Source organism: Paraburkholderia agricolaris, assembly GCF_009455635.1.
GTDB classification, from domain to species: Bacteria; Pseudomonadota; Gammaproteobacteria; order Burkholderiales; family Burkholderiaceae; genus Paraburkholderia; species Paraburkholderia agricolaris.
Genome location: NZ_QPER01000002.1, coordinates 785,998 through 808,157, shown reverse-complemented (window position 1 = coordinate 808,157; position 22,160 = coordinate 785,998). Strand labels below are relative to the sequence as shown.

The window sequence follows — 22,160 nt, the reverse complement described above, 5'->3', positions numbered from 1 at the left end:
ACATGGATAAGTCACTTGGGGCGCGCCTAACGCGCCACCCGGTCATTGCGACGCTGTTCGGCGTCGAGCAGATCGACATCTTTCTGAAAAGCGCTGCGGAAATCTCGATCGTCGCGAATGTCGAATTGCGCAAACTGCACCCGGTGGTCGCGGCGCTGACGAAAGCCGGCAAGTATGTCATCGTCAATATCGACAGTTGCGATGGGCTTTCGCAAGATAAAGGCGGCGTGGAGTATCTGGCGGACATCGGCGTCACCAGCCTCGTCTCGACCCGGGTGGCGACTATCCAGCGCGGCAATCGGGCCGGTCTCGTCACGATGCAGAAAGTATTCGTGACGGACCGCTCGACCTGGCCGCGTAGCGTAAAGGCATTGGAGCAAAGCGATCCGAATCTGGTACAACTGATGCCAGCGCCGATGCTCTCGCATCTGTCCGAACAGGACCGCAAGGCTTTGCCGCCGATCGTCGCCTCGGGCTTCGTCTGCAATAAAGGCGACGTGTTCGATGCGCTGAAGAAAGGCGCAGTCGCGGTCTCCACCAGCGACAGCGAATTGTGGAATCTGGATCCTGAACGTTGAAGGTCCCATCTTGTTGGAGCAACCGATGGCAAATGCTTACCTGCAGGTGATCGCGCATTATTTCGCCAAACCCGGCAACGGCGACGCAATTGTGCAGCCCCTTACGGAACTCGCGGCGGCGACCCGCATGGAGCCCAAGAACCTCTACTACGAATTCTTCCGCTCGCCGGCCGATTCCGATCACTTCGTGATTCTGGAACAGTACAGCGACGCCGACGGCCTCAGCGTGCATCGCGATACACCGCACTTCCAACGGCTCGGCTTCGGCACGATCATTCCGCTGCTCGAGCGGCGTGAAGTCACGAGCCATATGGTGCCTGGAGACGCAGCATGATGAACGCATTCCGGTTTCAAACCGTGCCGGCCATGGTCGTCGAATTCGGCGCGGCGCGCCGTCTCGGCGCTCTGTTGCGTGCGCAATTTCCGTCACTCACACGCCTGTGCGTGGTGACGGACGGTTTTCTTCACAAGAGCGGGCTGCTGAATCCGGCTCTCGCCGATCTCGCGGCGCACGGCTGGAACACCACCGTGATCGACGATGTGATCGCCGATCCGCCCGAGCATATCGTGCTCGAGGCGACGTCGTTCGCACGCGAGGCCGGTGCGGAAATCGTGCTGGGACTCGGCGGCGGTTCGTCGATGGACGTGGCGAAGCTGATCGCCGTGCTGGCTCCGCAGCAGGAGCAGGCACTCAGCGAGATGTACGGCGTGAACAAGGTCACGGTATCGCGCTTGCCGCTCGTGCAGATGCCGACCACCGCGGGCACCGGCTCCGAAGTCACGGCCGTGTCGATCGTAACGGTGGGCGAGGCGAAAAAGATGGGCGTGGTCGCGCCGCAACTGGTCGCCGATCTGGCCATTCTCGACGCGGAACTCACGCTCGGGCTGCCGGTTGCAGCAACGGCGGCAACCGGCGTCGACGCGATGGTTCACGCGATCGAGGCCTACACGTCCGCGCATTTGAAGAACCCGGTGTCCGACATGCTGGCGGTGAAGGCGCTTGAACTGCTGTCGCGCAATCTGTTGCCTGCCTGCGAGAACGGTCAGAATCGCGCGGCCCGCGAAGCGATGTTGCTCGGCGCGGCGTTCGCCGGGCAGGCTTTCGCCAATTCGCCGGTGGCCGCCGTGCATGCGCTCGCGTATCCGATCGGTGGCATTTATCACGTCCCGCACGGTCTTTCGAATGCGCTCGTGCTGCCACACGTGCTGCGCTTCAACGCCCAGGCAGCGGCGCATCTGTACGCGGAACTCGCGGACGTGATCGCGCCGGGTCTGACGGGCAGCGCGGAGAGCAAGACGTTGGCGTTGATCGAACGGCTCGAACAGATGATTGCCGCAACCGCGATTCCGGCCCGATTGCGCGACGTCGGCATTGAACGAAGCGGGCTCGAGCGGATGGCGAGCGACGCGATGTTGCAAACGCGGCTTCTGGTGAATAATCCCCGGCCTGTTACCGAGGCCGATGCGCTGGCAATTTATACCGCTGCGTTTTAATCGACGAGCTGAGCGTGAGTGAGAGCGGGAGTCGCCATGCATGGTGTTTGATGGCAGCTCAGCGCCGTTACGCCGACGGGACACGTTACGTAGCATGGGCGCGGAACACGGCCGATGCGTTTTAGTTGAGAACGGGTTTTCGACGCGATAAATTCTTCAAATTTAAACTTTCTCAACTATATATTTTATAAATCGTTGAAATAACGCGATAACTCGTATTTGGCGTGCAATTTGCAGTGATAACCCCATCAATAGTCGTTCAACGGGGACATCATGCAAAAATTCGCCGGTCGGACAGTTATCGCTGTTGCGACATCAACATTACTCGCGCTCTACGGTTGTGGATCGACCATTACCAACCCCGGCAGTGGCCTTGGCGGCGGTGGACTGGGAGGCACTTCGGGGTCGAGTTCGGGAGGTAGTTCGGGCGGCAGCTCGGGCGGCTCTTCAGGTGCCAGCTCCGGTGGCACTTCGGGTTCCAGCTCGGGCGGCAGTAGCTCCGGCACGAGCAGTTCGGGCACGAGCAGTTCGGGCACGAGCAGTTCAGGCACCAGCAGCTCGGGTACCAGCAGTTCAGGCACCAGCAGCTCGGGCACCAGCAGTTCAGGTACCAGCTCCGGTACCAGCTCCGGTACGAGCTCAGGCACCAGCTCCGGTACCAGCTCCGGTACCAGCTCGGGCACCAGCTCCGGTACCAGCTCCGGTACCAGCTCCGGTACGAGCTCAGGCACCAGCTCCGGTACCAGCTCCGGTACCAGCTCGGGCACCAGCTCCGGTACCAGCTCGGGCACCAGCTCCGGTACCAGCTCAGGTACCAGCTCGGGCACCAGCTCCGGTACCAGCTCAGGCACCAGCTCCGGTACCAGCTCGGGCACCAGCTCCGGTACCAGCTCAGGCACCAGCTCCGGTACCAGCTCAGGCACCAGCTCCGGTACCAGCTCGGGCACCAGCTCCGGTACCTCCGGCGCCTCCTCCACCCCCATCGGCAACGTCGTCACCCAGGGCGGCAATCTCATCACGGCCGTGGGCACCACCGTCGCCGATACGGGTTCCAAGATCACCGGTACCTCGATCCCCGGCGTCAACGGCGCAACGACTTCGAATCTCGGCGCTGCAATCACCGATCTCGGCAACGGCGTCAAGGTGCTCGGCAACGGCACGGCCGCGGGTCTCGGCACACTGGGCAGCTCGACCAATCCGCTTGGACCGACTCTGACCTCCGCGTCGGGTCTCGTCAGCAATACAGGCGCAGCCGTTACTGCGGTCGGCGGTGTGGTGACGAGTCTCGGAACTGGGCCGCTCGCACCGCTCGCGCCCGTCACGTCGACCTTGGGTGCGGTTGTCGGCGGTGTGGGTGAGGGTGTCGTCAAAGTTGGCGCTGGTTTGAATTCGGCGCTGACCAGCGGGCCGGTTCAACAGGTCGAGACCCAACTGAGCACGGTCATCAACCCGATCACGCTGGTGGTCTCGAATACGACACAAACAATCGGCAACGCCACGGGCCTCGGCGCACCGCTCAACGGCTTGCTGAGCACCATCGGCAACGGACTCGATTCGGCCGGCAAGAAAGTGTCGGGCGCGACCGGCGATCAGGTGGGTAAAGACGTCGGCGGCATCGTGAGCCAGTTGGGCAAGACGGTCACCAGCACGGGTGGACTGCTAACGGGCGCGACGACCAATCCGTTGGCGCCGATCGCCGGCCTGCTGGGCCCGCTTGGTGGACTGGGCGGGCTGGGCGGATCGAGCGGCTCCGGTAGTGGCATCGGCATCCCGCCACTGACCGGCCTGATCGGCAACCTCGGTTCGCTGGGCGGAACCGGAAGCACCGGCAACCCGCTCGCGCCGATCACCGGACTCCTCGGCGGCTTGAGCTCGCCTGGCGGCACCTCCGGCGCAGGCGGCCCGCTTGCACCGGTCACCGGTCTGCTCGGCAACCTCGGTTCGCTTGGCGGCTCTTCGAGTTCCGGCGGTCCGCTCGCACCGATCACCGGCCTCGTGTCGACGCTGACGTCGACGCTAAGCGGTGCTGCGGGCCAAAGCTCGCCGCTCGCGCCCGTCACCGGCCTCGTCACGACGCTGACTTCGACACTGAGCGGCGCATCCGGCAAGACCACGCCGCTTGCGCCGGTCACGGGCATCGTGAGCGGCCTGACCGGTGGCACGGGTAGTACGGGTAGCGGCTCGACGGGCAGCGGAAATCTGCTGGCGCCGGTGACGAACCTTGTCACCGGATTGCTTGGCGGCGCCGCCCCCGCTAAATAAACCGCAATAAGTAAGCAGCATTAATCAGCATTAAGCGGCAATTCGGCACAGCGGCCGGGACTTAAAAAATCAAAAGCCCGGTCGCTCCCTATGTCATGAATACGAGGATGACATGAACTCCACTCTGGGTAACGTAGCGCACGTAGAAGAGCAGCGCCCGCGTTCGGCAACGCCGTTTTCCGTAGGCTTGCTTGGCATCACGATCGGCCTGCTGACGCTCTGGCTGCTGCGCGACAATACCGCGCTGGACGGCGCGGCGCGCAGCACTGCCGCATGTCTCGCGATCATCGCAACCATCGCGCTATACGAACTGTTTGTCGCGCGCGCGTATCTACGCCCAAGCGCGGGGCTTGCGGGCCAGGCGCTCCGGCCGCTCAGTATTGCGCGCGTGGCTTTGCGTCTTGCCGCGCTGGCCTCGGTATATGTCGGCATCGGCCTGCTCTACTGGCTGTTGCCCGAGTATCACGGCACGTTCTACAAACCCTTCTGGTCTCTGATCAGTACGCTCGCACCGTATCTGATGGTGGCCGCGCCGTTTTACTTTGCGTGGATGGACAGGCGCCAGCGCGAAGTCGACGATGCTTATATGTTGTGGGGACGTCTGGTGTTTCTCGGACAGCGCCCGGGCAACTGGAAACCCGTGCGTGAAATGCTGGCGGGATGGATGGTGAAAGCGTTCTTCCTGCCGCTGATGATCACCTATCTTTCCACCGATGCGGACCATATCGGCGCGTCGCTCGCGACCGCCATGAACGCGCCGTTTTCTCTCGCGTCGTTCAGGTTCATGTATGACCTGTCCTTCACGATGGACTTGATGTTCGGCACAGTAGGCTATCTGTGCACACTGCGCATTCTCGATACCCACGTGCGCAGCGCGGAACCCACCACGCTCGGCTGGCTGGTTGCCCTAGTCTGTTATCAGCCGTTCTGGTCCCTGATCTCGAGCCAGTACATTCACTACCAGGGCACGATGTTCTGGGACAACTGGCTGATCTCCGTACCCATTATCCGATTCATCTGGGGCAGCGCAATCATCGCCCTCGTGTTCTGCTACGCGCTTTCCACTGTCGCGTTCGGCTTGCGATTCTCGAACCTGACCAATCGCGGCATCATCACCTCGGGTCCTTATCGCTTCACAAAGCATCCCGCCTACATTACAAAGAATCTCTCGTTCTGGCTGGTCTCTGTGCCATTCGTCGAACCGTTGGGCTGGCAAGTCGCGTTCACGCACTGCGTCGCGCTGACGGCCGTGAATCTGCTGTATTTCATGCGTGCCAAAACCGAGGAACGGCATTTGATGAACGACCCTGACTATCGGGCTTACGCAGAATGGATCGAGAAGAATGGCCTGTTTGCCAGAGTCGGGCGCGTGTTTAAATAAGATGTTTATTCTACAAACACGCCGGTGCACATTTTTTGCATCGCACCATTTTTCATAAGAACAAGAATGTCGGCTGCACTTTTTACCGGCGGCACGCGACTGCCGGTGCACTCGGAGGATAACGCCCGCCACCGATTTTCCGGGAGCGGCAGATACCCCTCTGCTGCGTTGCAACCAGAACGTTACGTAACGTTCTGGGTCGTGCTCAGGATTCGCGGCTGAGCGCCAGCATATCGGCCAGCCCAGCCTTCGGACGTGCAAACAGGAAGCCTTGCGCCAACGCCTGCGGCCAGGCGCTCAACCATTGCAACTGTGCTTTGGTCTCGACACCGCTCACCACGACCTGCACATCGAGCGCATGGAGCAGATCCAGTAACGCCGATATCACCACGCAGGCGCGCGGATCACGCGGGACCATGGCCATCAGTTCAGGCGCAATCGCGACCGTGTCTACGTCGAGTGCACCAAGCAGCGCGAGCGAAGACGCGCCGCCGCCCCACTTGCCTAGCGAGATGCCGGCTCCCGCCGATCGAAGTCCGGCCGTCAGGGTACGCAAAGACAGCAGACGTGCCGCGTCGGCACTATCGGGCGCTTCGATTTCAAGCAGATTGGCCGGCACGCCATACGAGCGTGCGATACGTGAGAAGTCGTCGGCAAACGATTCGGTCACGGCCACCTGTGCCGGCACCGTGATTGCAACCGGCAGCAGCGCCATCTTCGCGGAGAGACAATCGCGCAGTTCACGGCACACGCCGTCGATGACGAACAAGGCCATCTCCCGCGCGACTTGCGGATGCTCGAGCGGCATCATGAAAATGCCGGGAAGCAGCAGCCCGTAGTCCGGGTGAGTCCATCGCACCTGCGCTTCGAGGCGCGTCAGCGCTCCGCTTGCCACGCGATAAGCGCCTTGAAACACGAGATGAAATTCGCCCGCGCGCAAACCTTGGCGGACACGGCTTTCGAGTTCACTTAGCGTCACAGGATCGTCGTGCGCGTCGTCCCAATCGGTCTGCTCAACGCAAGCGTTACGCGTGCCGAACGACGTTGCGAGCGATACGGGTTTTTCATAGTCGAGCGTTAGCATGGCGGAGGCGCAATTTTTTAACCTCGCCAACGTATGCACATGTCGTGCCAAGTGTTGCGCTCACTCAGCGATCCAACCGCGACCATCACCGATAAGCCCCACGGAACAATGGTTTACGGCGATAAGGATCGTATCTGCCGAGGCATGATTTTCATTGCCGAACGTTTGTATGGATGCGTGTGTTACGTAGCGTTCCGCCTCGACGTTACGGCCTGTCGCGCAGTGCGTCGCATGTTGGGATTACCGCAAGCGCGTCTCTTCACATCCGGAAATTGTGTCCTGCATGACGAACAGGACGCTATTAACGATCGGTAAAATTTAGACTTTCGCACTGCACCAATAAAATTTGACCGATAAAAAAAGATTTACTAGTATCGGCACCAACGCAGCATGCAACGACTGCGCATTCCTCATACAGTCTTTCAAGGCGGCCGATGCTTCAGATCCCCCTCACCGACGCCGATTGGGCGCGCGTTCAGAATCTCTTTCCCACGGCCGCGTCCGGGCGCGGGCGCCCTCGTCGCAGCGATCGCGAGATCCTCAACGCGATACTCTGGGTGCAGCAAACGAAAGAAAAATGGCACAGGCTTCCCGCGACTTTTCCGCCACAGCAAACTTGTTATCTTCGGTATATGACCTGGAAGAAAACGGGCGTTCTAGATCAGGTGAATGAACGCCTTCCGTTGTGCGATTCGGCGTTGTCGACCTGCTGAATTAGCGTCAAGCATTGCCTGGCACCCCGCATCGATTCTGAAGCGATTCGCTGTCTCGCGATTCGCTTCTATGAGCGCCGGCGCCCTTCAGCAGGTCAGGCCTTGCCATTCATTCGATCCATCACCGCCATCAGATCGGCGAGCGACTGTTTGCATTGCGCTGCGTTTGGCGCGCTGGCGCGCAACGCGCTCAGTGCACGGTCGATGGCTTTGTCGACGATATGCCAGTCGGCTGCGGCACGAGGCTTCAGCGAAGGCTCGGCGTCGTCCCATGCCAGTTCCAGATCCTTGATGCGCGCCTTGCCGCCCGCGAGATCGCCCTTGTCCACGAGTATTGCCGTGTCGGCGGCGATCTTGCGAAACGGCGACAGATCGCCAAGCTTCGACACCTTGACGGCCTCTGCCGCTTCCGTTGACGCGAAGCCGATCCCGCCCCCGTCGCCGTGCCCGAAGCTGATGGCGGACATAGCGATGAAAGAAGCGACGACAGCTTTGTTGAGCGTGCGTTGATTCATGATTGTCCTTTTCCGTATGATCCGGTTGTTTCGATAGACGATTGAAAATGAGCGACGTGCACGGCTTATTGAGCAGCGCTCGTTCAAGGCTCGCGTGCCGGGACAACTCGCACGGACCGCTGTTCGATTGCAGTCGCGAAAATCACCAGCACGACAATGGCACTGAGGAATAGAACGCTCGTATTGATCGTGCCGAGGCCGATGCCGCCGTAGGCGCGCGACTGCGAAAGCAGGTCGCCGAACGAGGCGCCCAGGGGCCGCGTCAAAATATAGGCAAGCCAGAAAGTCAGCACGGGATTCCCGCCGACGTAATAGATAACGCTCACCGAAGCGATCAACGCGCCGAATACCACAACACCGAACAGGAAGCCGAGTCCCAGGGCTTCTGTCGCGAGATCGCCCGCCGCAGTGCCCAGCGCGAACGTGACCAACACAGCAGCCCAGTAGAAAAGCTCACGCCGCGTCGTGTAGATCGTGTGAATCGACAACGTCCGTTCACTGCGATACCAGAGCGCGAACACCACGGCCAGCGTAAGAGAAAACGCGATCGTGCTCGCGTAAAGACTGACACCGAGCTTGTCGGTCAGTGCATCGGTAATCTGCGTACCGACCACGCTGACCAGCACCACGGTCAGCCAGTAAATCCACGGTATGTACTTGCGCATGCGAAGCTGCATGACCAACGCGGCAATCAGCAACGTCAGCATCAATGCGCCAGTGAACGCGGTACCGAGCCCCACATGCACGGCAAGATAGTCCGCGCCGGTTTCGCCCACTGTGGTCGCCATGATCTTGATCGCCCAGAAGACAAGCGTTGCCTCGGGCACTTTGTTGCGCATCCCGGCAACACGATCATTCGCGGTCTCTAGCAAGCTGGCTCTCCCATTGGTCAGCATTTAATTCGACGCTGCGAGCAGGCGCGTTGGCGCTTACCCATGCGGCGAATAGTGCAATGGCGAACCTTATGGAAACCTTATCCGTGACGCCGGCGCAATCACGGGAATGCAAACGGGAAACGGAAAGCAGGAAAGGGTCTGAAGAGGCGCCGCCGCTAACTGCGCGCCGCCTCTTCAGACCTTGAATCGATCGTTATGGAATATTTAAAAACGCGTACGAATACCCGTTGTCAACTCCAACTGGTTCTTCGCCCCGTACGTCGTCGCCACCACATAGCCGCGGTGCAGCTTCATGTAGTCGCCGGCCACGTAAAGCTCGGTGCGCTTGGACAAGTGATAGAACATCGAGGCGTACAGGGTTTCCTTATAACCGCTGCCGGTGCCGGTATCCGGATCAAAACTCAGGTTGGCATTGGCGATACTGCCGCTGGTGTCGAACGCGGCATTCGACGTGTGCATTTGCTGGTAGCCGAGTTCGTAGTCGAGTGGCCCCTTCGGCGCCAGTTTGAACGACACCGTCCACGCATTGTCACGGCGTTGGCCCAGCGCACCCTGATCGCCGGTGTAGTGAAAATAGCCGGCATTCACGCGGAAGATGCTGTACGCGTAATTTCCACCCACCGAGTACGCCTTGTTGGTGAAGCCGTTATTGTTCACGTGGTTGTAGAACGAAGACACATTGAACGGGCCGCCGTTATAGCCGAGTGCAACGGAATACGTAGCGTTGTTGCCGAAACTCGTCTTGTTGCCGAACGCATAGCCCGCTGACGTGAAAATGCCGTTGTTCCACAGCTTCTTCCAGACAAGACCGTTCTCGTAACGGGTGCCGGTTGCGCTGCCCGCGTAGAAGATCAGTTGCTTGAAATTGTTGGTATTGGTCCAACCGCCTTCTTCCGTATTCAACTTCCCGCTGGTGTACGGGTCGCCATAGATCGCGGACGCATCGCGTGCAATCGTGTTCTGGAACCCCGCGGTGAACTTACCGATGGTGTCGCTTTCCACGCCGACCCATGCGTCGCGATCGAAGATCTGGCCTGGGTCCTCCATGGCGCCGTCGCTCACGCGGTACTCCGCTTCCAATCTGAAGATCGCCTTCAGACCACCACCCAGATCTTCCGCGCCCTTCATGCCGAACCGGCTGCCGCTGAACCACGGTTCACCGTTGATACCCATTGAAACCACGTGTTTGCCATCAGCATTCGCGTTGGTCTGATAAGACACTGCACTCAGATCCATCAGGCCGTAAAGCTGTACGTTCGATTGCGCGTGAGCGCTGCCCACCGCCAGGACACCCGTGCTCGCCACCAGCAACAAGCTGCTCTTTTTTACCATCGTCTCCTCCGATCCTGCTGCGTTGAATTGATCTGATATCCATTTGCGTAGCAGAACAAAGGATAGTCAGACCAACCCTTCACGCCTCTTTCGCAGAAGCACGGGAAACGTCGGTGAAAACACTACATACAACGATATTTAAATGAATCGATTAACCTGCTCAATACTACGAAATACTCACGCTGGCGTTATAACGTCTCGGCAAATGATTCGCGCGGCACTTCTTCGCGCAGGATGTAACCCAATCCTCGCAAGGTCATGATCTTTGCACTGGAGCCGGCAAGATGCTTGCGCAAGCGGTGGATGTAGATATCGATGGCATCGGCGCTGGGTTCGTCGTCGAGCGCGAAGACCTTGTCGATCAAGGTGGACTTCGAGACTGTCTTGCCCTGCTTCAGCATCAGCGTTTCGAGGATCGCATGCTCGCGCCGCCGCAACGGCAAAGGCTCGTTCTGCAGCACGAATTCACGGGAGTCGAACAGATAACGCAGATCGCCGCAGTCGATCGACTGCCCCTTGTCGCCGGCCGCCTGGCGACGGATCAGCGCCTTGATGCGTGCGACCAGTTCGCGCGCGTCGAAGGGTTTGACGACGTAATCGTCCGCGCCGACCGAGAAGCAGGCCACCTTGTCGTCGGTCGAACCGTTAGCGGTGAGCATGAGCACCGGCACGTTGTCGCGTTTGCGGCGCAGGCGCGCCAGTACGTCCTTGCCACTCATGCCCGGCAGCCGCAGATCGAGCAGCACCGCGTCGTAGCATTGCAGGCCGAGCAGCGTCTCGGCCCGCTCGCCGTCCTGCGCCCAGTCGATCGCGAAATGCTCGACCTGCATAAGGTTCATCACCCAACGCGCGAGGTCGGCGTCGTCTTCAACGAGCAGCAGTTTCATGAGTCTCCCCTGATATACCGGCGTATCGAGTATCAAACCGCCGCCGACCATAGTCGCATCTCGACGGTGGCGACCAGGCCAACACCGCCCTCTCCGGGTTCGAGCGTCACGGCACCGCCCTGCCGGTGAGCGATCTCGCGCACGATCGGCAAGCCGAGGCCGGTTCCGTCTGCATGACTCGACGCGCGATAGAAGCGTTCGAACACGCGCGCCCTCGCTTCAGCCTTGATTCCCGGCCCATTGTCGATCACACGCACAATCGCCCTGTCGTTGCTGCGCTGGGCATGCACGGTGACGCGGCCACCGGTTTGCGTATAGCGCAGCGCGTTGTCGACAAGATTGGTCACGAGCGCCGCGGTCAACGCCTCGTCGCCCGTTACGTACAAACTGTCTTCCAGTTCGGCGCCCAGGTCGATTTCACGCGACTGCGCGAACGCAATCAACTCCTCCAGCACGCCCGCGATCAACGCGCTCAGATCGACCCGTTCGCGCGTATTGGGCGGCGCGGCAGACTCGGCCTGAGCGAGTAGCAACAGTTTGTTGGTCAGGGTGGTCAGCTTGTGGCTGCTTTTATGCATGCCGGCCAGCGCTTCGCTGAGCGGCGCGTCCCGATTTTCACGTTGCCGCGCGAACTGGATCTGCGCGACCAGCAGCGCGAGCGGCGTGCGCAACTGATGCGCGGCGTCGGAGATGAATTGCCGCTGGGTTGCGGCCTGCTGGCCCATGCGCGCGATGCACTGGTTGATCGCGTCGACGATAGGCCTTAATTCGACATGCAGGCGCACCACGCGTATCGGTTCGAGTTGCGACGCGTTGCGATCGGCGACGTCGTCTTTCACCTTCATCAACGGCCGCAGCTCGAAGGTCAGCCCAAGGTAGACGAACACCATGGCGAGCACCAGCGTGAGCACCTCACCGAACAGTTGCGGCCGCAGCAGACGCCACAGCATGGCGTCGCGCGAGCCCTCCGTCTTCGCGACCGCGACGATGACTTCCTCCGTGCGGCCGGAGTCGTATAACTGCCGCACATAAACAGCCGCGCGTACGGGCCGGCCATCGTCGAGATGGGTGTAGTAGAGCATCGGGACATCGCCCGCGCCGCGCGGCACCGGCAACTCGGGGCTGCCGGCCAGCAGGCGGTGGCCGCTCGCTTCGACACGATAGAACACACTGTCCTGCTCCGGCGACTCGAACAACTCGAGCGCGGCAGGCGGAACCTGGATCGAAACGCTGCCGTTATCCCAATCGATGTCCTCGCCAATGATACGCATCGACGATAGCAGCGCGTTGTCCTGAACCAGATCGGCCGTGGTCTGCGCGTTACGGTACGAAATCAGGCCGGAAATGGAAACGAACGCCGCCAGCGGCAGCAGGAGCCACCACAACAAACGTCCGCGCAAACTGCCTGAAAACACGATTCGTCGTTCCTCTTTCCTGGAAACCGGCGCACCTCTCGGTGGACGTTTAATAGATCGACTGCAAAAAATTCTAGGCGCGCGAATCCTTCCCGAAGCTTTCGCACACGCGTTTCTGGCACCGATTGCGGGTTTGTCCCGACTCGTTCCAGATTCGCCAATCTGAAGCGGCTGGTTTATGCGGGCTGACGCCCTTCGGCCGCCGCGCGCGGAAACGACACGCTCACGTGTACGCCTTTGCCGCCTTCGCCTGGTTTGAGCGCGATCTCCGCGTGATGCGCATCCGCAATTTCGCGCACGATGGCGAGGCCCAACCCCGTTCCTTCCGTATCCGTCGATGCCCGGAAAAACGGTTCAAATACGCGGCTGCGCGACTCGGCGGGAATGCCAGGGCCGTCGTCCAACACCGACACGGTGACCCGATCGGTATGCGCGCTGACCGCCACCGTCACGTGGCCGCCACTGCCGGTATAACGGATCGCGTTCTCCGCAAGATTGGCGATCAGCGCCTGAAGCAGGCCGCGATGCCCGGCCACCGGCGCGGGGCCGTTCAGTTCGGCGCCCAGATCGATGTCGCGGGCCTGGGCGAGCAGCGCCAGGTCCTCCGCCACTTCCATTGCCAGCGCCACCAGATCCACCGTTTCCACGGCCAGTTGCCGATTGTCGGCGGCCTCGGCCTGGGCAAGCAACAGCAGCTTGTTGGTCAGCCCGACCATTGAACGGTTGCTGCGATGCATCGCGGCGAGCGCTTCGTCGAGCGCGGGATTCAGACCGTCCTGCTGGCGCGCGAACTGCAATTGTGTGCCAAGCAGCGTGAGCGGCGTGCGCAACTGGTGCGCGGCGTCGGCGATAAAACGCCGTTGCGCGGCAACCTGTACGCCGAGCCGCGCGATACATTGATTGATCGCTTCGACGATGGGCCGCAACTCGGTATGCAGGCGCTCGACGCGAATCGGCTCAAGCTGCATGGGGTCACGGTCGGCGACGTCCTCCTTCACTTTCATCAGCGGCCGCAATTCGAAGGTGAGGCCGATGCAGACCAGCGCGACCGCCAGCACAATCATTTCGATCTGCCGAACGAGTTGCGGCTGCCACAATTGCTGCGCCATCGCGTCACGCGAGCGCACCGTCTTGCCTACCGTCACCCGCACCCGGTGCGTCGCGCCGTTGTCGTACATCAGGCGCACGAGTCCGACTGCGCGCACGGGCTGGCCATGAAACTCGGCATCGTAGTGATCGGCCTGGTCGGACGGGAGCGCCGCGTGTTGCGGAAAATCCGGCGTGCCGGCCAGCAAACGGCCATTGTCGACCCGCACGCTGTAGAACACCTGATCGCGATACGGCGACACGAATACTTCAAGCGCGGCCGGCGGCACATCTACGCGCAGAAAACCGTCCACCCATTCCACTTCCCCGGCAATCATTCGCGCCGACGAGATCAGTTGGTTGTCCTGCACCAGATCCGCCGTACGGCGCGCGTTGTCGTACTCTGCCTTGCCGGTGACGAACACGTACAGCGCGAGCGGCACCAGCAGCCACCACAGCAGACGCATGCGCAGGCTATTGGTCATCTTCTTTCTTGCGCAGCAGATAACCGAGCCCACGCAACGTGACGATCGCGGCCGAACTGCCGTCGAGTTTCTTGCGCAGCCGCGAGATGTAGATTTCGACCGCGTCCTCGCTCGGCTCGTCCGCCAGCGTGAAAATCGCATCGACCAGCGCCGGTTTGGTCACCGTCTTGCCCAGACGCAGGATCAGCGTTTCGAGCACCGAGCGCTCGCGTGGCGTGACATTCAGCGGTGCACCCTTCAACGTGAACTGGCGCGTGTCGATGTCGAACGAAAGATCGCCACAGACAACCTCACTGGCTTTCGACGGCGACTGACGCCGGATCGCCACCTTGATCCGCGCAATCAGTTCGCGCACTTCGAAAGGCTTGACCAGGTAGTCGTCCGCGCCGGCGCCGAGCAGTTCCACTTTTTCGTCGATCGATCCGCTTGCGGTCAGGATCAGCACCGGTGTGGCGTCACCGCGCTGGCGCAGCCGGCGCAGCACGTTCTTGCCCGACAGCTTCGGCAGATTCAGATCGAGCAGGATCACGTCGTAGTGGTTGGTGCGCAGCAGGCGATCGGCGGCGTCGCCGTCCTGCACCGCGTCGAGCGCGAACGCTTCCTGCTCCAGCATTTTCGCGAGCCAGTGCGCAAGCGTCGGGTTGTCTTCGATAAGCAGCAGCTTCATGGCGGGAACGGCGAATTGGGTCACTCAATGCGCGGCAAAAGTCAGGACGCCGATTGTGCCGTAAAACAAGGGCGTTGCGCGCAGCTTGCGTAATTCGTGGCCTACGTTATGGGGTTTGCCAGGGGGTGGCGGAGCGGATGATGTGAATTCTCGGGTTAACACCCATAATTTGCCCCCAGCCCCGAAAGCTGCCAGAAGGTTTCCGATTTTTATAATCCCCGTCATTCATCCAGAAAGCGCCGCATCCGCAGATAGCGGCGACCAAACCTAAGGAGACTGCTTCATGCGTACCTTGCGCCAGATTGCCGCTGTGTCAGGTGTTGCGTTCACCCTTGCCGCCGCTTCGGCCGCGGCTCACGCCGAGAAGCTGACGATCATGGTCGGCGGCGCCACCAAGATCATCTATCTGCCCGCCAAGCTCACGGAGCAACTCGGCTACTTCAAGGACGAAGGACTCGACGTCGAAATTCTCTCGCAACCGGCCGGCGTGGATGCTGAAAACGAACTGCTGGCTGGCGCTGTGCAAGGCGTGGTGGGCTTCTACGATCACACCATCGACTTGCAGAGCAAGGGCAAGGAAGTCCAGGCGCTGGTGATTTTCGGTCAGGTGCCGGGTGAAGTGGAAATGGTCTCCACCAAGGCTGCCGAGACGTTCAAAAGCATGGCCGACTCAAAGGGCAAGACACTGGGTGTGACCGGCCTCGGTTCGTCCACCAGCTTCCTCACGCAATACCTCGCGCAACGCGCGGGCGTGCCGTCCACGCAATACACGCTGCTGCCGGTCGGCGCGGACAACAGCTTTATCGCCGCCATCAAGCAGAACCGTATCGACGCGGGCATGACCACGGAGCCGACCGTCTCGCAGTTGCTGAAGACCGGCGACGCCAAGGTGCTGGTCGATATGCGCACGCTGGAAGGCACGCGTGCCGCGCTCGGCGGCACGTATCCGGCTTCGAGCTTCTATGTGCAGCGCGCGTGGGCCGAATCGCACAAGGACGACGCCGCGAAACTCGCGCACGCATTCGCGAAGACACTGAACTTCATCGCGACGCATAGCGCGGAAGAGATCGCCGCGAAGATGCCGAAGGACTACTACGGCAATAACAAGGACCTGTATGTCGGCGCGTTGAAGGCGTCGCTGCCGATGTTCACGAAGGACGGCAAGATGCCCGCCGACGGCCCGGACACGGTCCTCAAGGTGCTGTCGGCGTTCAATCCTTCGGTGAAGGGCAAGCACATCGATCTCGCCAAGACCTACACCAACGATTACGTGTCGGCACCGGTCAAGACCGCAGCGAAGTAATGCACTCGACGTAATGCGCCCGAAGCAACGTCCTCGACATCACGCCCATTCAACATCAAGAGAACTGCGAGGCATCAGCCGATGAATCAACCCATGTCACGCGATACACCCGCCATCGAAATGCGCAACGTATCGTGCCGTTTCATCTCTCCGGACGGCAAGGCAACCGTCGCGTTGCGCGACTTCAGCATGTCGGTGGCGCGCGGCGAATTCGTCGCGGTGGTCGGGCCGACGGGTTGCGGCAAGTCGACCACACTCAGCATGATCACCGGCTTGCTGAAGCCGACCACCGGCGAAGTACGGGTGATGGGCGCGCCGGTGGACGGTATCGATCCGCGCATCGGTTTCGTGTTTCAGGCGGACGCCGTGTTCCCGTGGCGCTCGGTGCTCGACAACGTGGCGGCCGGCCCGCTGTATCGCGGCCGCTCGAAATCCGCCGCGTACGACGAAGCCAACGAATGGCTGCGCCGCGTGGGCCTCGACAAGTTCGGCAAGCACTATCCGCATCAACTGTCGGGCGGCATGAGAAAGCGCGTGGCGCTCGCGCAAACCTTCATCAACAAGCCGGAAATCCTGCTGATGGACGAGCCCTTCTCGGCGCTCGACATGCAGACGCGCACGCTGATGCAGGACGAACTGCTGCAACTGTGGGGCGGCGCCGGTTCGGTGGTGTTCGTCACGCACGATCTGGAAGAAGCGATTGCGCTTGCCGACCGCGTATTCGTGCTGACGGCCCGCCCGGCCACGCTGAAGAAAGTGTACGAAATCGATCTGCCGCGTCCGCGCGTCACGTCGGAGATTCGCTACGAACCGCGTTTCATCGAAATCTCGCGCGACATCTGGCATGACCTGCGCGAAGAAGTGCAGATCGGTTAATCAAGGAACGGCAAACATGTCTACGACCCCTCAACATATGATGCCTTCGGGCATCGATCCCGTGACACTCGCCCAGGTCGAGCGTGTCGCGCAAAAACGCATCCGGCAGCGCCAGGCGCTGGTGATTACGCTGCGCATTGTCGTGCTGGTGGTTGTGCTCGGCGGGTGGGAGTTGTCCGCGCGCCTGAAGTGGATCGATCCGTTCTTCTTCTCGATGCCCAGCGCGATTTTCGATCAGATCGTCGACTGGTTCGTGAACGGCACGTCGCAAGGTCCGCTCCTGACGCAAGTGTGGGTCACGCTTGAAGAAACCGGGCTCGGCTTCATTATCGGTTCGGTGGCGGGTGTGTTCTGCGGCATCGTGCTCGGCCGCAACAAGCTGCTCTCCGACGTGTTCAGCCTCTACATCAAGATCGCCAACTCGATTCCGCGTGTGGTGCTCGGCTCAGTGTTCGTGATTGCGCTCGGTCTTGGCATGGCTTCGAAGGTGGCGCTGGCGGTGGTGATGGTGTTCTTCGTCGTGTTCGCCAACGCGTTTCAAGGTGTGCGCGAAGCAGACCGCTACATGATCGCGAATGCGCAGATTCTGGGTGCATCACGCCGTCAGGTGACGACCTCGGTGGTGATTCCGTCGGCGCTGAGCTGGATTCTCGCCAGCTTGCATGTGAGCTTCGGTTTTGCGCTGGTCGGTGCGGTGGTCGGCGAGTTCCTCGGCTCGAAGCAAGGCATCGGCCTGCTGATCTCCACAGCACAAGGCGCGTTCAACGCAAGCGGCGTGTTCGCGGCAATGATCGTGCTGGCCGTGGTCGCACTGGCTGCGGACTATCTGTTGACGGCACTCGAACACCGGCTGTTGAAGTGGCGGCCCGCAGCGGTTTGAGTTGACCGTCAGGCTGCATGAAAAAAGGGGCGCCATTGGCGCCCCTTTTTATATCAAATTTCGCAACAAACCTTACCTGAATTGACTATTACTCCGGCCAGATCGCAAAACTACAATGCAATCACTGACTACGAACAACACCGCTCGTAGCAAGATAAAGACCGAACTGGAGGTAGTTCATCATGAAATCGCTCATTCAAGCTGTTGTTATCGCCGCTGTGCTGGCCGCTCCTGTCGCCTCGTTTGCGCAGTCCAACCAGCCCGTGACCCGCGCCCAGGTGCGTGCAGAACTGATTCAACTCGAAAAGGCCGGCTACCAGCCGGGCCGTGCCGACCCGTACTACCCGGCTGACATTCAGGCTGCACAAGCCCGTGTCGCCACGCAGAACGGTACCGCACAAGCCGCGCAAAGCAGTTTCGGCGGTGTGGTGAGCGGCTCGTCGCAGTCCGGTCATGCGGTTCCGGCAAACGGTCCGAAGTCGATCTACTTCGGCAACTAAGCCGATACCCGAGCCGGTAACCAGGCAGTCCGGCGGAACCCGCCACAGAGGCTTTGCTGCTTGCCCTCTCGGCTGCCAGGCGCGCAAAACAGCCGCGCGCACTGATTCAAATGAACTGGCCCGCGACCGGGCATCCCCGGTCGCGGGCCAGTTCTGTATTCGATACCTCCGTCATCGGGCTCCCGATGACTTCGCCTGGACCTCCGTGGTCTGGGCGCTTTTTCTATTTCCGCATGGATTGCGACGCCGTAGCAGTACCTGACTACCGGCGTTATTCGCGGGCGATCAGACCGTCTACTTCGCCACGCCCCGTGACGAGACAGCTCGACAGGAAATTTTCACCCTGGCTGCTGGCCCCGACGTTACCGAAGCCCTTCTTCAATGCATTCGCCTTAACCAGTTCCGCGCCCTGGTGGCACGTTATTGTCCCCATTTCACCGGCTTGCGCGCGCATCAGCGCCCTATCCGCCATCAGATAGCCAAGCAACAACACCACAGCAATATTGAACGCTTGTCTCATGGATCGTCTCCTCTTTTGAAGAGACTAACGCGAACCATCGACTCAGGATGCTAGGGGTTTCCCGATTGGCAGCGATTCAATGATGCAGATTAAGTGACGCGGATTTTCGCGTGAAGCCGCTATGCGGCGCTATCCGTTAGGATATTGCTGGGCAATCAGATTCGCTCGCAATGTAGCGAACTGGTTCGTCATGTCGTTCAACAGATAGAGATCGCGGCGGCGATTCGCCGGTTGTGATGCCTGTGCATCGTAGTCGATCGGCAATGACACACCCTGAGCCGCGTAAGCGTTCATGCCGCGTGCACGCGAGGTCTGAATCGCGCGCTTCGCCTGATCGCGGTGCGTGACCACCGCCACCGTGCCGAGCGCCGCAGCCGGCTGGAGCGCAATGATCGCAGCCGCTACGTCGTCGAGCGCCGGATAGCTGATCGCGCCATTGCTCGCGACAGTGGGCGGCTTGACCGATTGAAGATTCGAGCCGTTCATCTGGTACTTCGACGCGAGCACGCTGGCCACTTCCCATTGCGCATACACCATCACCGGTTTCAACTGATACAACTGGTGCACGGCATCCGCGATCTCTTCGTTGATCGGACCGGGCTGCGGCAATTGCGCCTGACTGCTCCCACTGGCGGAACTCGCGCCGCTTGCGGCAGCGGGCCGGTCACCAAAGCTGTACGCAACGATTGCACCGATCTGGGCAGCGGGAATCGACGGCATATTCCAGTTAAAGAAGATGTCCTGCAGATAGGGCATTTCAGTGTTCGCGATCGCTGCGTCGTTCAACTCGACGTTGAGCTTGCCGAGCATTTGACGTTGAAGTTCAGCATCGGAAACGACTGCGGCGGATGCCTGAGCGTTGCTGCTCGTGGCAAGCGTAGCGGCCACGACCGGCAGTGCGGCGGCCGATGCCGAGATCAGAAATTGACGGCGAGATGACATGAGTTGCCTTGCTGTTCTGTGATGACGTTGCGCCTTTTAGCCTTGCGGATAGGCCTGGGCGATCAAGGTTTGAGCTTTGACGGCCAACTGTGCATACATGTCATGCACCAGATAGAGTCCGCGATTGCGAGTCCACGGCTGCCCCGACAACGGATCGTAATTGACGGGCAGCGTCACTTCCTTCGCTGCGTACGCTTTCATGCCACGACCCACGGAGGTCTGAATGCAACGCTTCGCATGGTCGCGATGACCGACCACAGCCACATTCCCCATGGCCGCGGCACCGCCTTCAAGCGCCACGATGGCGGCTGCCACGCCGTCGGTGCTGAGGTAAGTGATCGAGCCGTCGCTGGCAATGACAGGTTCGATGGAATGCAGGTTCGTGCTGTTCATCTGATACTTGGACGCGAGAAAGCGCGCGATTTCCCACTGCGCGAAGACCGTCACGGGCTTCAATTGATAGATCTGATGCACGGCATCTGCGAGTTCTTCATTGATCGGCCCGGGATCAGGGAGTGCCGCCTGATTGGTGCCGTTGCTCGACGTGTTGCCACTCGCCGCGTTCGGCCGGTTGCCGAAGCTATAGGCAACGATCGTGTTGACCTGTGCGGCGGGAATCAGCGGAAGGTCCCACGTAAAACCCACGTCCATCAAATACGGCTCGATGGTATTACCCGTCGTGGTGTCGTTGAGTTGTGCGTTGAGCTTGCCGATCATCTGCGCCTGAAGTTCGGCGTCGGAAATGGGCGTGCTGATGGAAAGATTATTGCCACCGCATGCGCCAAGCGCGGATGCGAGAACGGGCAGCGTCGCCGTTCTGGATGCGGAGGCAAGGAAGGTCCGTCGGGTTTGCATGGCGAGTTGATAACCTGAAGCTGTTCGGATTATTTGATATCGCGTGAGCGAATTGATAAGACCGGCGATTCGCATAACGTGCGAGTTTCGCGGGCCTGATTCCGAACAACACTTTAATTACCAACTATGACAGTGCCGTTAATTTGTAAGGTTTTCAGACGCGGCATGTGTTACGCGTCTTTTGTCCAATTCTCTTCCAAATTAAAACGGATAACTAACCATCTATAGAACGGACCCGATACTCAGAATCGAGCTTCGATCTGCTTGATGCGTTTTTCAACGGACGCGCGCACCAGTCCATTCGAAGGCACCAGCAGCAGTGAGGATGCGATGATTCCATACACCTGATTGCGCCGGACTTTGGAGACTTTGGCCGGGTCGAGCCAGGCCGCGTTATCCACCAGCAACAACAGCGTGTCCAGGCCGATCAGGATCGGCCACAAACAGGCGAGACGCAAACGCACCGACCACGCGGGAATCGCCAGCGTGTAGTCGAGCGCCTCGCGGAAATGATCCAGCGCACCGCGCACGAGTTCGACCATCAGAGGTCTCGCGCGAGCGGAATTCGCCGGCAGCAGCAGATCTTGCACGCTGAGGCCGTATTGATCGAGCATCGTCTGCGGCAGGTAGCAGCGGCCGATTCGCAAGTCCTTGCCGCAATCGCGCAACACGTTGGTCATCTGCAGCGCTTTGCCGAAACGCACGCCGCGGCGCGCCATGGTCTCGGGCCGCTCTTTCAGCGTACCGGGCATGTGTGCGTAAGTCATCGTGGTCCAGAATTCGCCGACGCAGCCCGCCACCAGATAGGTATAGCGGTCAAGTTCCGCGTATTCGCGCAGCGCGGCGATCTGACCGGAACGTTCGTCGGGAAACGCGCGAAGGTCGAACTCCATACCCTCGGTCAGCGTCGAGACGATTTCGCGTACGGCCTTGCGGTCCGACTCGCTCAGTTGCGAGAGCACCTCGAGCGCGGGTCCAAGCGATTCCAGCAAGACCTTTTCATCGGACTGGACCTGCTGCCCCGCTACCTCTGTTGCCATACGCTGGAACAGCGCGCCGTCGTCCGTCGCGCCGTTGATCTGGCCGCGCAGCGACAGCAGCAACGCCAGGCGTTGCTCGGGCGAGATCAGCGACGTGTCCGCGATGGTGTCGGCCGCACGCGCCAGCAGGTACGCGAGGCCAATCGGATCGCGCATCCCGGCGGGCAGCACGCGCAGGGTGAGGTAGAAGGAGCGTGAAACGCCTTTCAGGAGCGGGCCGAGAAGAAAGGCCCGGGTCGGATTCGGCATGAGTGAGATCAGGTGAGTATTAGGCGAAATCAGGAGGCGAAAATCAGGCGCTGCCGAATTGTATACGTCCACTGGACAGGGATCATGCCGAATCCCACCATCGAATACGCGCGCAAGCCGCTTTCATTCGACACCCTTCACGCGATGCTCGAGCGGATCGCGGCCTGACGGCTAGGTAAAACCCCGAATTCCTGCCAACC

23 protein-coding genes are annotated in these 22,160 nt (G+C 60.5%); 10 read left to right on the top strand and 13 right to left on the bottom strand.

The window, feature by feature from the left end; genetic code table 11:
- Positions 1-2: 2 nt before the first annotated feature.
- The 3 genes from GH665_RS25130 to GH665_RS25120 are packed head-to-tail and all read left to right on the top strand — an operon-like array spanning position 3 to position 2,072.
- Positions 3-578 carry a glycerol-3-phosphate responsive antiterminator gene (locus GH665_RS25130; RefSeq protein ID WP_028195028.1) on the top strand — a complete coding sequence of 192 codons (576 nt, stop codon included), beginning with the start codon at positions 3-5 and terminating at the stop codon, positions 576-578.
- A gap of 25 nt (positions 579-603) precedes the next feature.
- Positions 604-912 carry a putative quinol monooxygenase gene (locus GH665_RS25125; protein ID WP_153139944.1) on the top strand — a complete coding sequence of 103 codons (309 nt, stop codon included), beginning with the start codon at positions 604-606 and terminating at the stop codon, positions 910-912.
- On the top strand, positions 912-2,072 hold the full coding sequence (locus GH665_RS25120) for an iron-containing alcohol dehydrogenase (protein WP_153142292.1): 1,161 nt from the start codon (positions 912-914) through the stop codon (positions 2,070-2,072). Before GH665_RS25125 ends, GH665_RS25120 begins: the two co-directional genes overlap by 1 nt.
- A 332-nt stretch (positions 2,073-2,404) precedes the next feature.
- Here the strand turns inward: GH665_RS25120 and GH665_RS39570 are convergent, their stop codons facing one another.
- Positions 2,405-3,070, bottom strand: coding sequence for a hypothetical protein (locus tag GH665_RS39570; RefSeq protein WP_343038765.1), 666 nt, complete (start codon positions 3,068-3,070; stop codon positions 2,405-2,407).
- Positions 3,071-3,095: 25 nt separating this feature from the next.
- Between GH665_RS39570 and GH665_RS39565 the strand changes: the two genes are divergently transcribed.
- Positions 3,096-4,334 (top strand): collagen-like triple helix repeat-containing protein, encoded by a 1,239-nt coding sequence (locus tag GH665_RS39565; RefSeq protein WP_343038764.1) that lies wholly within the window; start codon positions 3,096-3,098, stop codon positions 4,332-4,334.
- Between the two features lie 112 nt (positions 4,335-4,446).
- Positions 4,447-5,715 carry an isoprenylcysteine carboxylmethyltransferase family protein gene (locus GH665_RS25110; RefSeq protein ID WP_153139940.1) on the top strand — a complete coding sequence of 423 codons (1,269 nt, stop codon included), beginning with the start codon at positions 4,447-4,449 and terminating at the stop codon, positions 5,713-5,715.
- Between the two features lie 205 nt (positions 5,716-5,920).
- Here GH665_RS25110 and GH665_RS25105 read toward each other — a convergent pair whose 3' ends face one another.
- Positions 5,921-6,799, bottom strand: a complete 879-nt coding sequence (locus tag GH665_RS25105; protein WP_153139938.1) for an EAL domain-containing protein — start codon at positions 6,797-6,799, stop codon at positions 5,921-5,923.
- Positions 6,800-7,233: 434 nt separating this feature from the next.
- Here GH665_RS25105 and GH665_RS25100 point away from each other — a divergent pair, with 434 nt between their 5' ends.
- Positions 7,234-7,512, top strand: coding sequence for a transposase (locus GH665_RS25100; RefSeq protein WP_153139936.1), 279 nt, complete (start codon positions 7,234-7,236; stop codon positions 7,510-7,512).
- A gap of 95 nt (positions 7,513-7,607) precedes the next feature.
- On the opposite strand, the gene GH665_RS25095 is transcribed toward GH665_RS25100, so the two are convergent.
- The 7 genes from GH665_RS25095 to GH665_RS25065 all read right to left on the bottom strand — a co-directional run bounded on the left by GH665_RS25095 (position 7,608) and on the right by GH665_RS25065 (position 14,795).
- The gene (locus GH665_RS25095; protein ID WP_425496069.1) at positions 7,608-7,979 is read right to left on the bottom strand and encodes a histidine kinase; all 372 of its coding nucleotides are present in this window, start codon (positions 7,977-7,979) and stop codon (positions 7,608-7,610) included.
- A 131-nt stretch (positions 7,980-8,110) separates the two neighbouring features.
- On the bottom strand, positions 8,111-8,866 hold the full coding sequence (locus GH665_RS25090) for a COG4705 family protein (RefSeq protein ID WP_153139931.1): 756 nt from the start codon (positions 8,864-8,866) through the stop codon (positions 8,111-8,113).
- 261 nt (positions 8,867-9,127) lie between these two features.
- Positions 9,128-10,255 carry a porin gene (locus GH665_RS25085; protein ID WP_153139929.1) on the bottom strand — a complete coding sequence of 376 codons (1,128 nt, stop codon included), beginning with the start codon at positions 10,253-10,255 and terminating at the stop codon, positions 9,128-9,130.
- Between the two features lie 188 nt (positions 10,256-10,443).
- Positions 10,444-11,142: a response regulator gene (locus GH665_RS25080; RefSeq protein ID WP_153139927.1), complete on the bottom strand. Its 699-nt coding sequence runs from the start codon at positions 11,140-11,142 to the stop codon at positions 10,444-10,446.
- A gap of 32 nt (positions 11,143-11,174) precedes the next feature.
- Positions 11,175-12,557 (bottom strand): sensor histidine kinase, encoded by a 1,383-nt coding sequence (locus GH665_RS25075; RefSeq protein WP_153139924.1) that lies wholly within the window; start codon positions 12,555-12,557, stop codon positions 11,175-11,177.
- A gap of 176 nt (positions 12,558-12,733) precedes the next feature.
- Positions 12,734-14,128, bottom strand: a complete 1,395-nt coding sequence (locus tag GH665_RS25070) for a sensor histidine kinase (RefSeq protein ID WP_153139922.1) — start codon at positions 14,126-14,128, stop codon at positions 12,734-12,736.
- A complete protein-coding gene (locus GH665_RS25065) occupies positions 14,118-14,795 on the bottom strand; it encodes a response regulator (protein ID WP_027800938.1) in 678 nt (225 codons plus the stop codon). Before GH665_RS25065 ends, GH665_RS25070 begins: the two co-directional genes overlap by 11 nt.
- A 283-nt stretch (positions 14,796-15,078) precedes the next feature.
- Between GH665_RS25065 and GH665_RS25060 the strand changes: the two genes are divergently transcribed.
- From GH665_RS25060 to GH665_RS25045, 4 genes are all read left to right on the top strand, one after another.
- Complete coding sequence (locus GH665_RS25060; RefSeq protein WP_153139920.1) at positions 15,079-16,098, top strand: ABC transporter substrate-binding protein; 1,020 nt, start codon at positions 15,079-15,081, stop codon at positions 16,096-16,098.
- 81 nt (positions 16,099-16,179) lie between these two features.
- The gene (locus tag GH665_RS25055) at positions 16,180-16,974 is read left to right on the top strand and encodes an ABC transporter ATP-binding protein (protein ID WP_028195040.1); all 795 of its coding nucleotides are present in this window, start codon (positions 16,180-16,182) and stop codon (positions 16,972-16,974) included.
- A gap of 16 nt (positions 16,975-16,990) precedes the next feature.
- Complete coding sequence (locus GH665_RS25050; protein WP_153139918.1) at positions 16,991-17,854, top strand: ABC transporter permease; 864 nt, start codon at positions 16,991-16,993, stop codon at positions 17,852-17,854.
- 182 nt (positions 17,855-18,036) lie between these two features.
- On the top strand, positions 18,037-18,354 hold the full coding sequence (locus GH665_RS25045) for a DUF4148 domain-containing protein (protein ID WP_153139916.1): 318 nt from the start codon (positions 18,037-18,039) through the stop codon (positions 18,352-18,354).
- A gap of 271 nt (positions 18,355-18,625) precedes the next feature.
- Here the strand turns inward: GH665_RS25045 and GH665_RS25040 are convergent, their stop codons facing one another.
- From GH665_RS25040 to GH665_RS25025, 4 genes are all read right to left on the bottom strand, one after another.
- On the bottom strand, positions 18,626-18,874 hold the full coding sequence (locus tag GH665_RS25040; protein ID WP_153139914.1) for a hypothetical protein: 249 nt from the start codon (positions 18,872-18,874) through the stop codon (positions 18,626-18,628).
- 129 nt (positions 18,875-19,003) lie between these two features.
- On the bottom strand, positions 19,004-19,816 hold the full coding sequence (locus GH665_RS25035; protein ID WP_153139912.1) for a hypothetical protein: 813 nt from the start codon (positions 19,814-19,816) through the stop codon (positions 19,004-19,006).
- A 36-nt stretch (positions 19,817-19,852) separates the two neighbouring features.
- Positions 19,853-20,671 carry a hypothetical protein gene (locus GH665_RS25030; RefSeq protein WP_153139910.1) on the bottom strand — a complete coding sequence of 273 codons (819 nt, stop codon included), beginning with the start codon at positions 20,669-20,671 and terminating at the stop codon, positions 19,853-19,855.
- A gap of 242 nt (positions 20,672-20,913) precedes the next feature.
- Positions 20,914-21,960 (bottom strand): phytoene/squalene synthase family protein, encoded by a 1,047-nt coding sequence (locus tag GH665_RS25025; RefSeq protein ID WP_153139908.1) that lies wholly within the window; start codon positions 21,958-21,960, stop codon positions 20,914-20,916.
- Between the last annotated feature and the right edge of the window lie 200 nt (positions 21,961-22,160).

Excerpts from the sequence above, each read along its gene's own strand:
- GH665_RS25130 (WP_028195028.1), top strand. The coding sequence starts at position 3 with ATGGATAAGTCACTTGGGGCGCGCCTAACGCGCCACCCGGTCATTGCG.
- GH665_RS25125 (WP_153139944.1), top strand. The coding sequence starts at position 604 with ATGGCAAATGCTTACCTGCAGGTGATCGCGCATTATTTCGCCAAACCC.
- GH665_RS25120 (WP_153142292.1), top strand. The coding sequence starts at position 912 with ATGAACGCATTCCGGTTTCAAACCGTGCCGGCCATGGTCGTCGAATTC.
- GH665_RS25110 (WP_153139940.1), top strand. The coding sequence starts at position 4,447 with ATGAACTCCACTCTGGGTAACGTAGCGCACGTAGAAGAGCAGCGCCCG.
- GH665_RS25105 (WP_153139938.1), bottom strand. The coding sequence starts at position 6,799 with ATGCTAACGCTCGACTATGAAAAACCCGTATCGCTCGCAACGTCGTTC.
- GH665_RS25100 (WP_153139936.1), top strand. The coding sequence starts at position 7,234 with ATGCTTCAGATCCCCCTCACCGACGCCGATTGGGCGCGCGTTCAGAAT.
- GH665_RS25095 (WP_425496069.1), bottom strand. The coding sequence starts at position 7,979 with ATGTCCGCCATCAGCTTCGGGCACGGCGACGGGGGCGGGATCGGCTTC.
- GH665_RS25090 (WP_153139931.1), bottom strand. The coding sequence starts at position 8,866 with ATGCGCAACAAAGTGCCCGAGGCAACGCTTGTCTTCTGGGCGATCAAG.
- GH665_RS25085 (WP_153139929.1), bottom strand. The coding sequence starts at position 10,255 with ATGGTAAAAAAGAGCAGCTTGTTGCTGGTGGCGAGCACGGGTGTCCTG.
- GH665_RS25080 (WP_153139927.1), bottom strand. The coding sequence starts at position 11,142 with ATGAAACTGCTGCTCGTTGAAGACGACGCCGACCTCGCGCGTTGGGTG.
- GH665_RS25070 (WP_153139922.1), bottom strand. The coding sequence starts at position 14,128 with ATGACCAATAGCCTGCGCATGCGTCTGCTGTGGTGGCTGCTGGTGCCG.
- GH665_RS25065 (WP_027800938.1), bottom strand. The coding sequence starts at position 14,795 with ATGAAGCTGCTGCTTATCGAAGACAACCCGACGCTTGCGCACTGGCTC.
- GH665_RS25060 (WP_153139920.1), top strand. The coding sequence starts at position 15,079 with ATGCGTACCTTGCGCCAGATTGCCGCTGTGTCAGGTGTTGCGTTCACC.
- GH665_RS25055 (WP_028195040.1), top strand. The coding sequence starts at position 16,180 with ATGAATCAACCCATGTCACGCGATACACCCGCCATCGAAATGCGCAAC.
- GH665_RS25050 (WP_153139918.1), top strand. The coding sequence starts at position 16,991 with ATGTCTACGACCCCTCAACATATGATGCCTTCGGGCATCGATCCCGTG.
- GH665_RS25045 (WP_153139916.1), top strand. The coding sequence starts at position 18,037 with ATGAAATCGCTCATTCAAGCTGTTGTTATCGCCGCTGTGCTGGCCGCT.
- GH665_RS25040 (WP_153139914.1), bottom strand. The coding sequence starts at position 18,874 with ATGAGACAAGCGTTCAATATTGCTGTGGTGTTGTTGCTTGGCTATCTG.
- GH665_RS25035 (WP_153139912.1), bottom strand. The coding sequence starts at position 19,816 with ATGTCATCTCGCCGTCAATTTCTGATCTCGGCATCGGCCGCCGCACTG.
- GH665_RS25030 (WP_153139910.1), bottom strand. The coding sequence starts at position 20,671 with ATGCAAACCCGACGGACCTTCCTTGCCTCCGCATCCAGAACGGCGACG.
- GH665_RS25025 (WP_153139908.1), bottom strand. The coding sequence starts at position 21,960 with ATGCCGAATCCGACCCGGGCCTTTCTTCTCGGCCCGCTCCTGAAAGGC.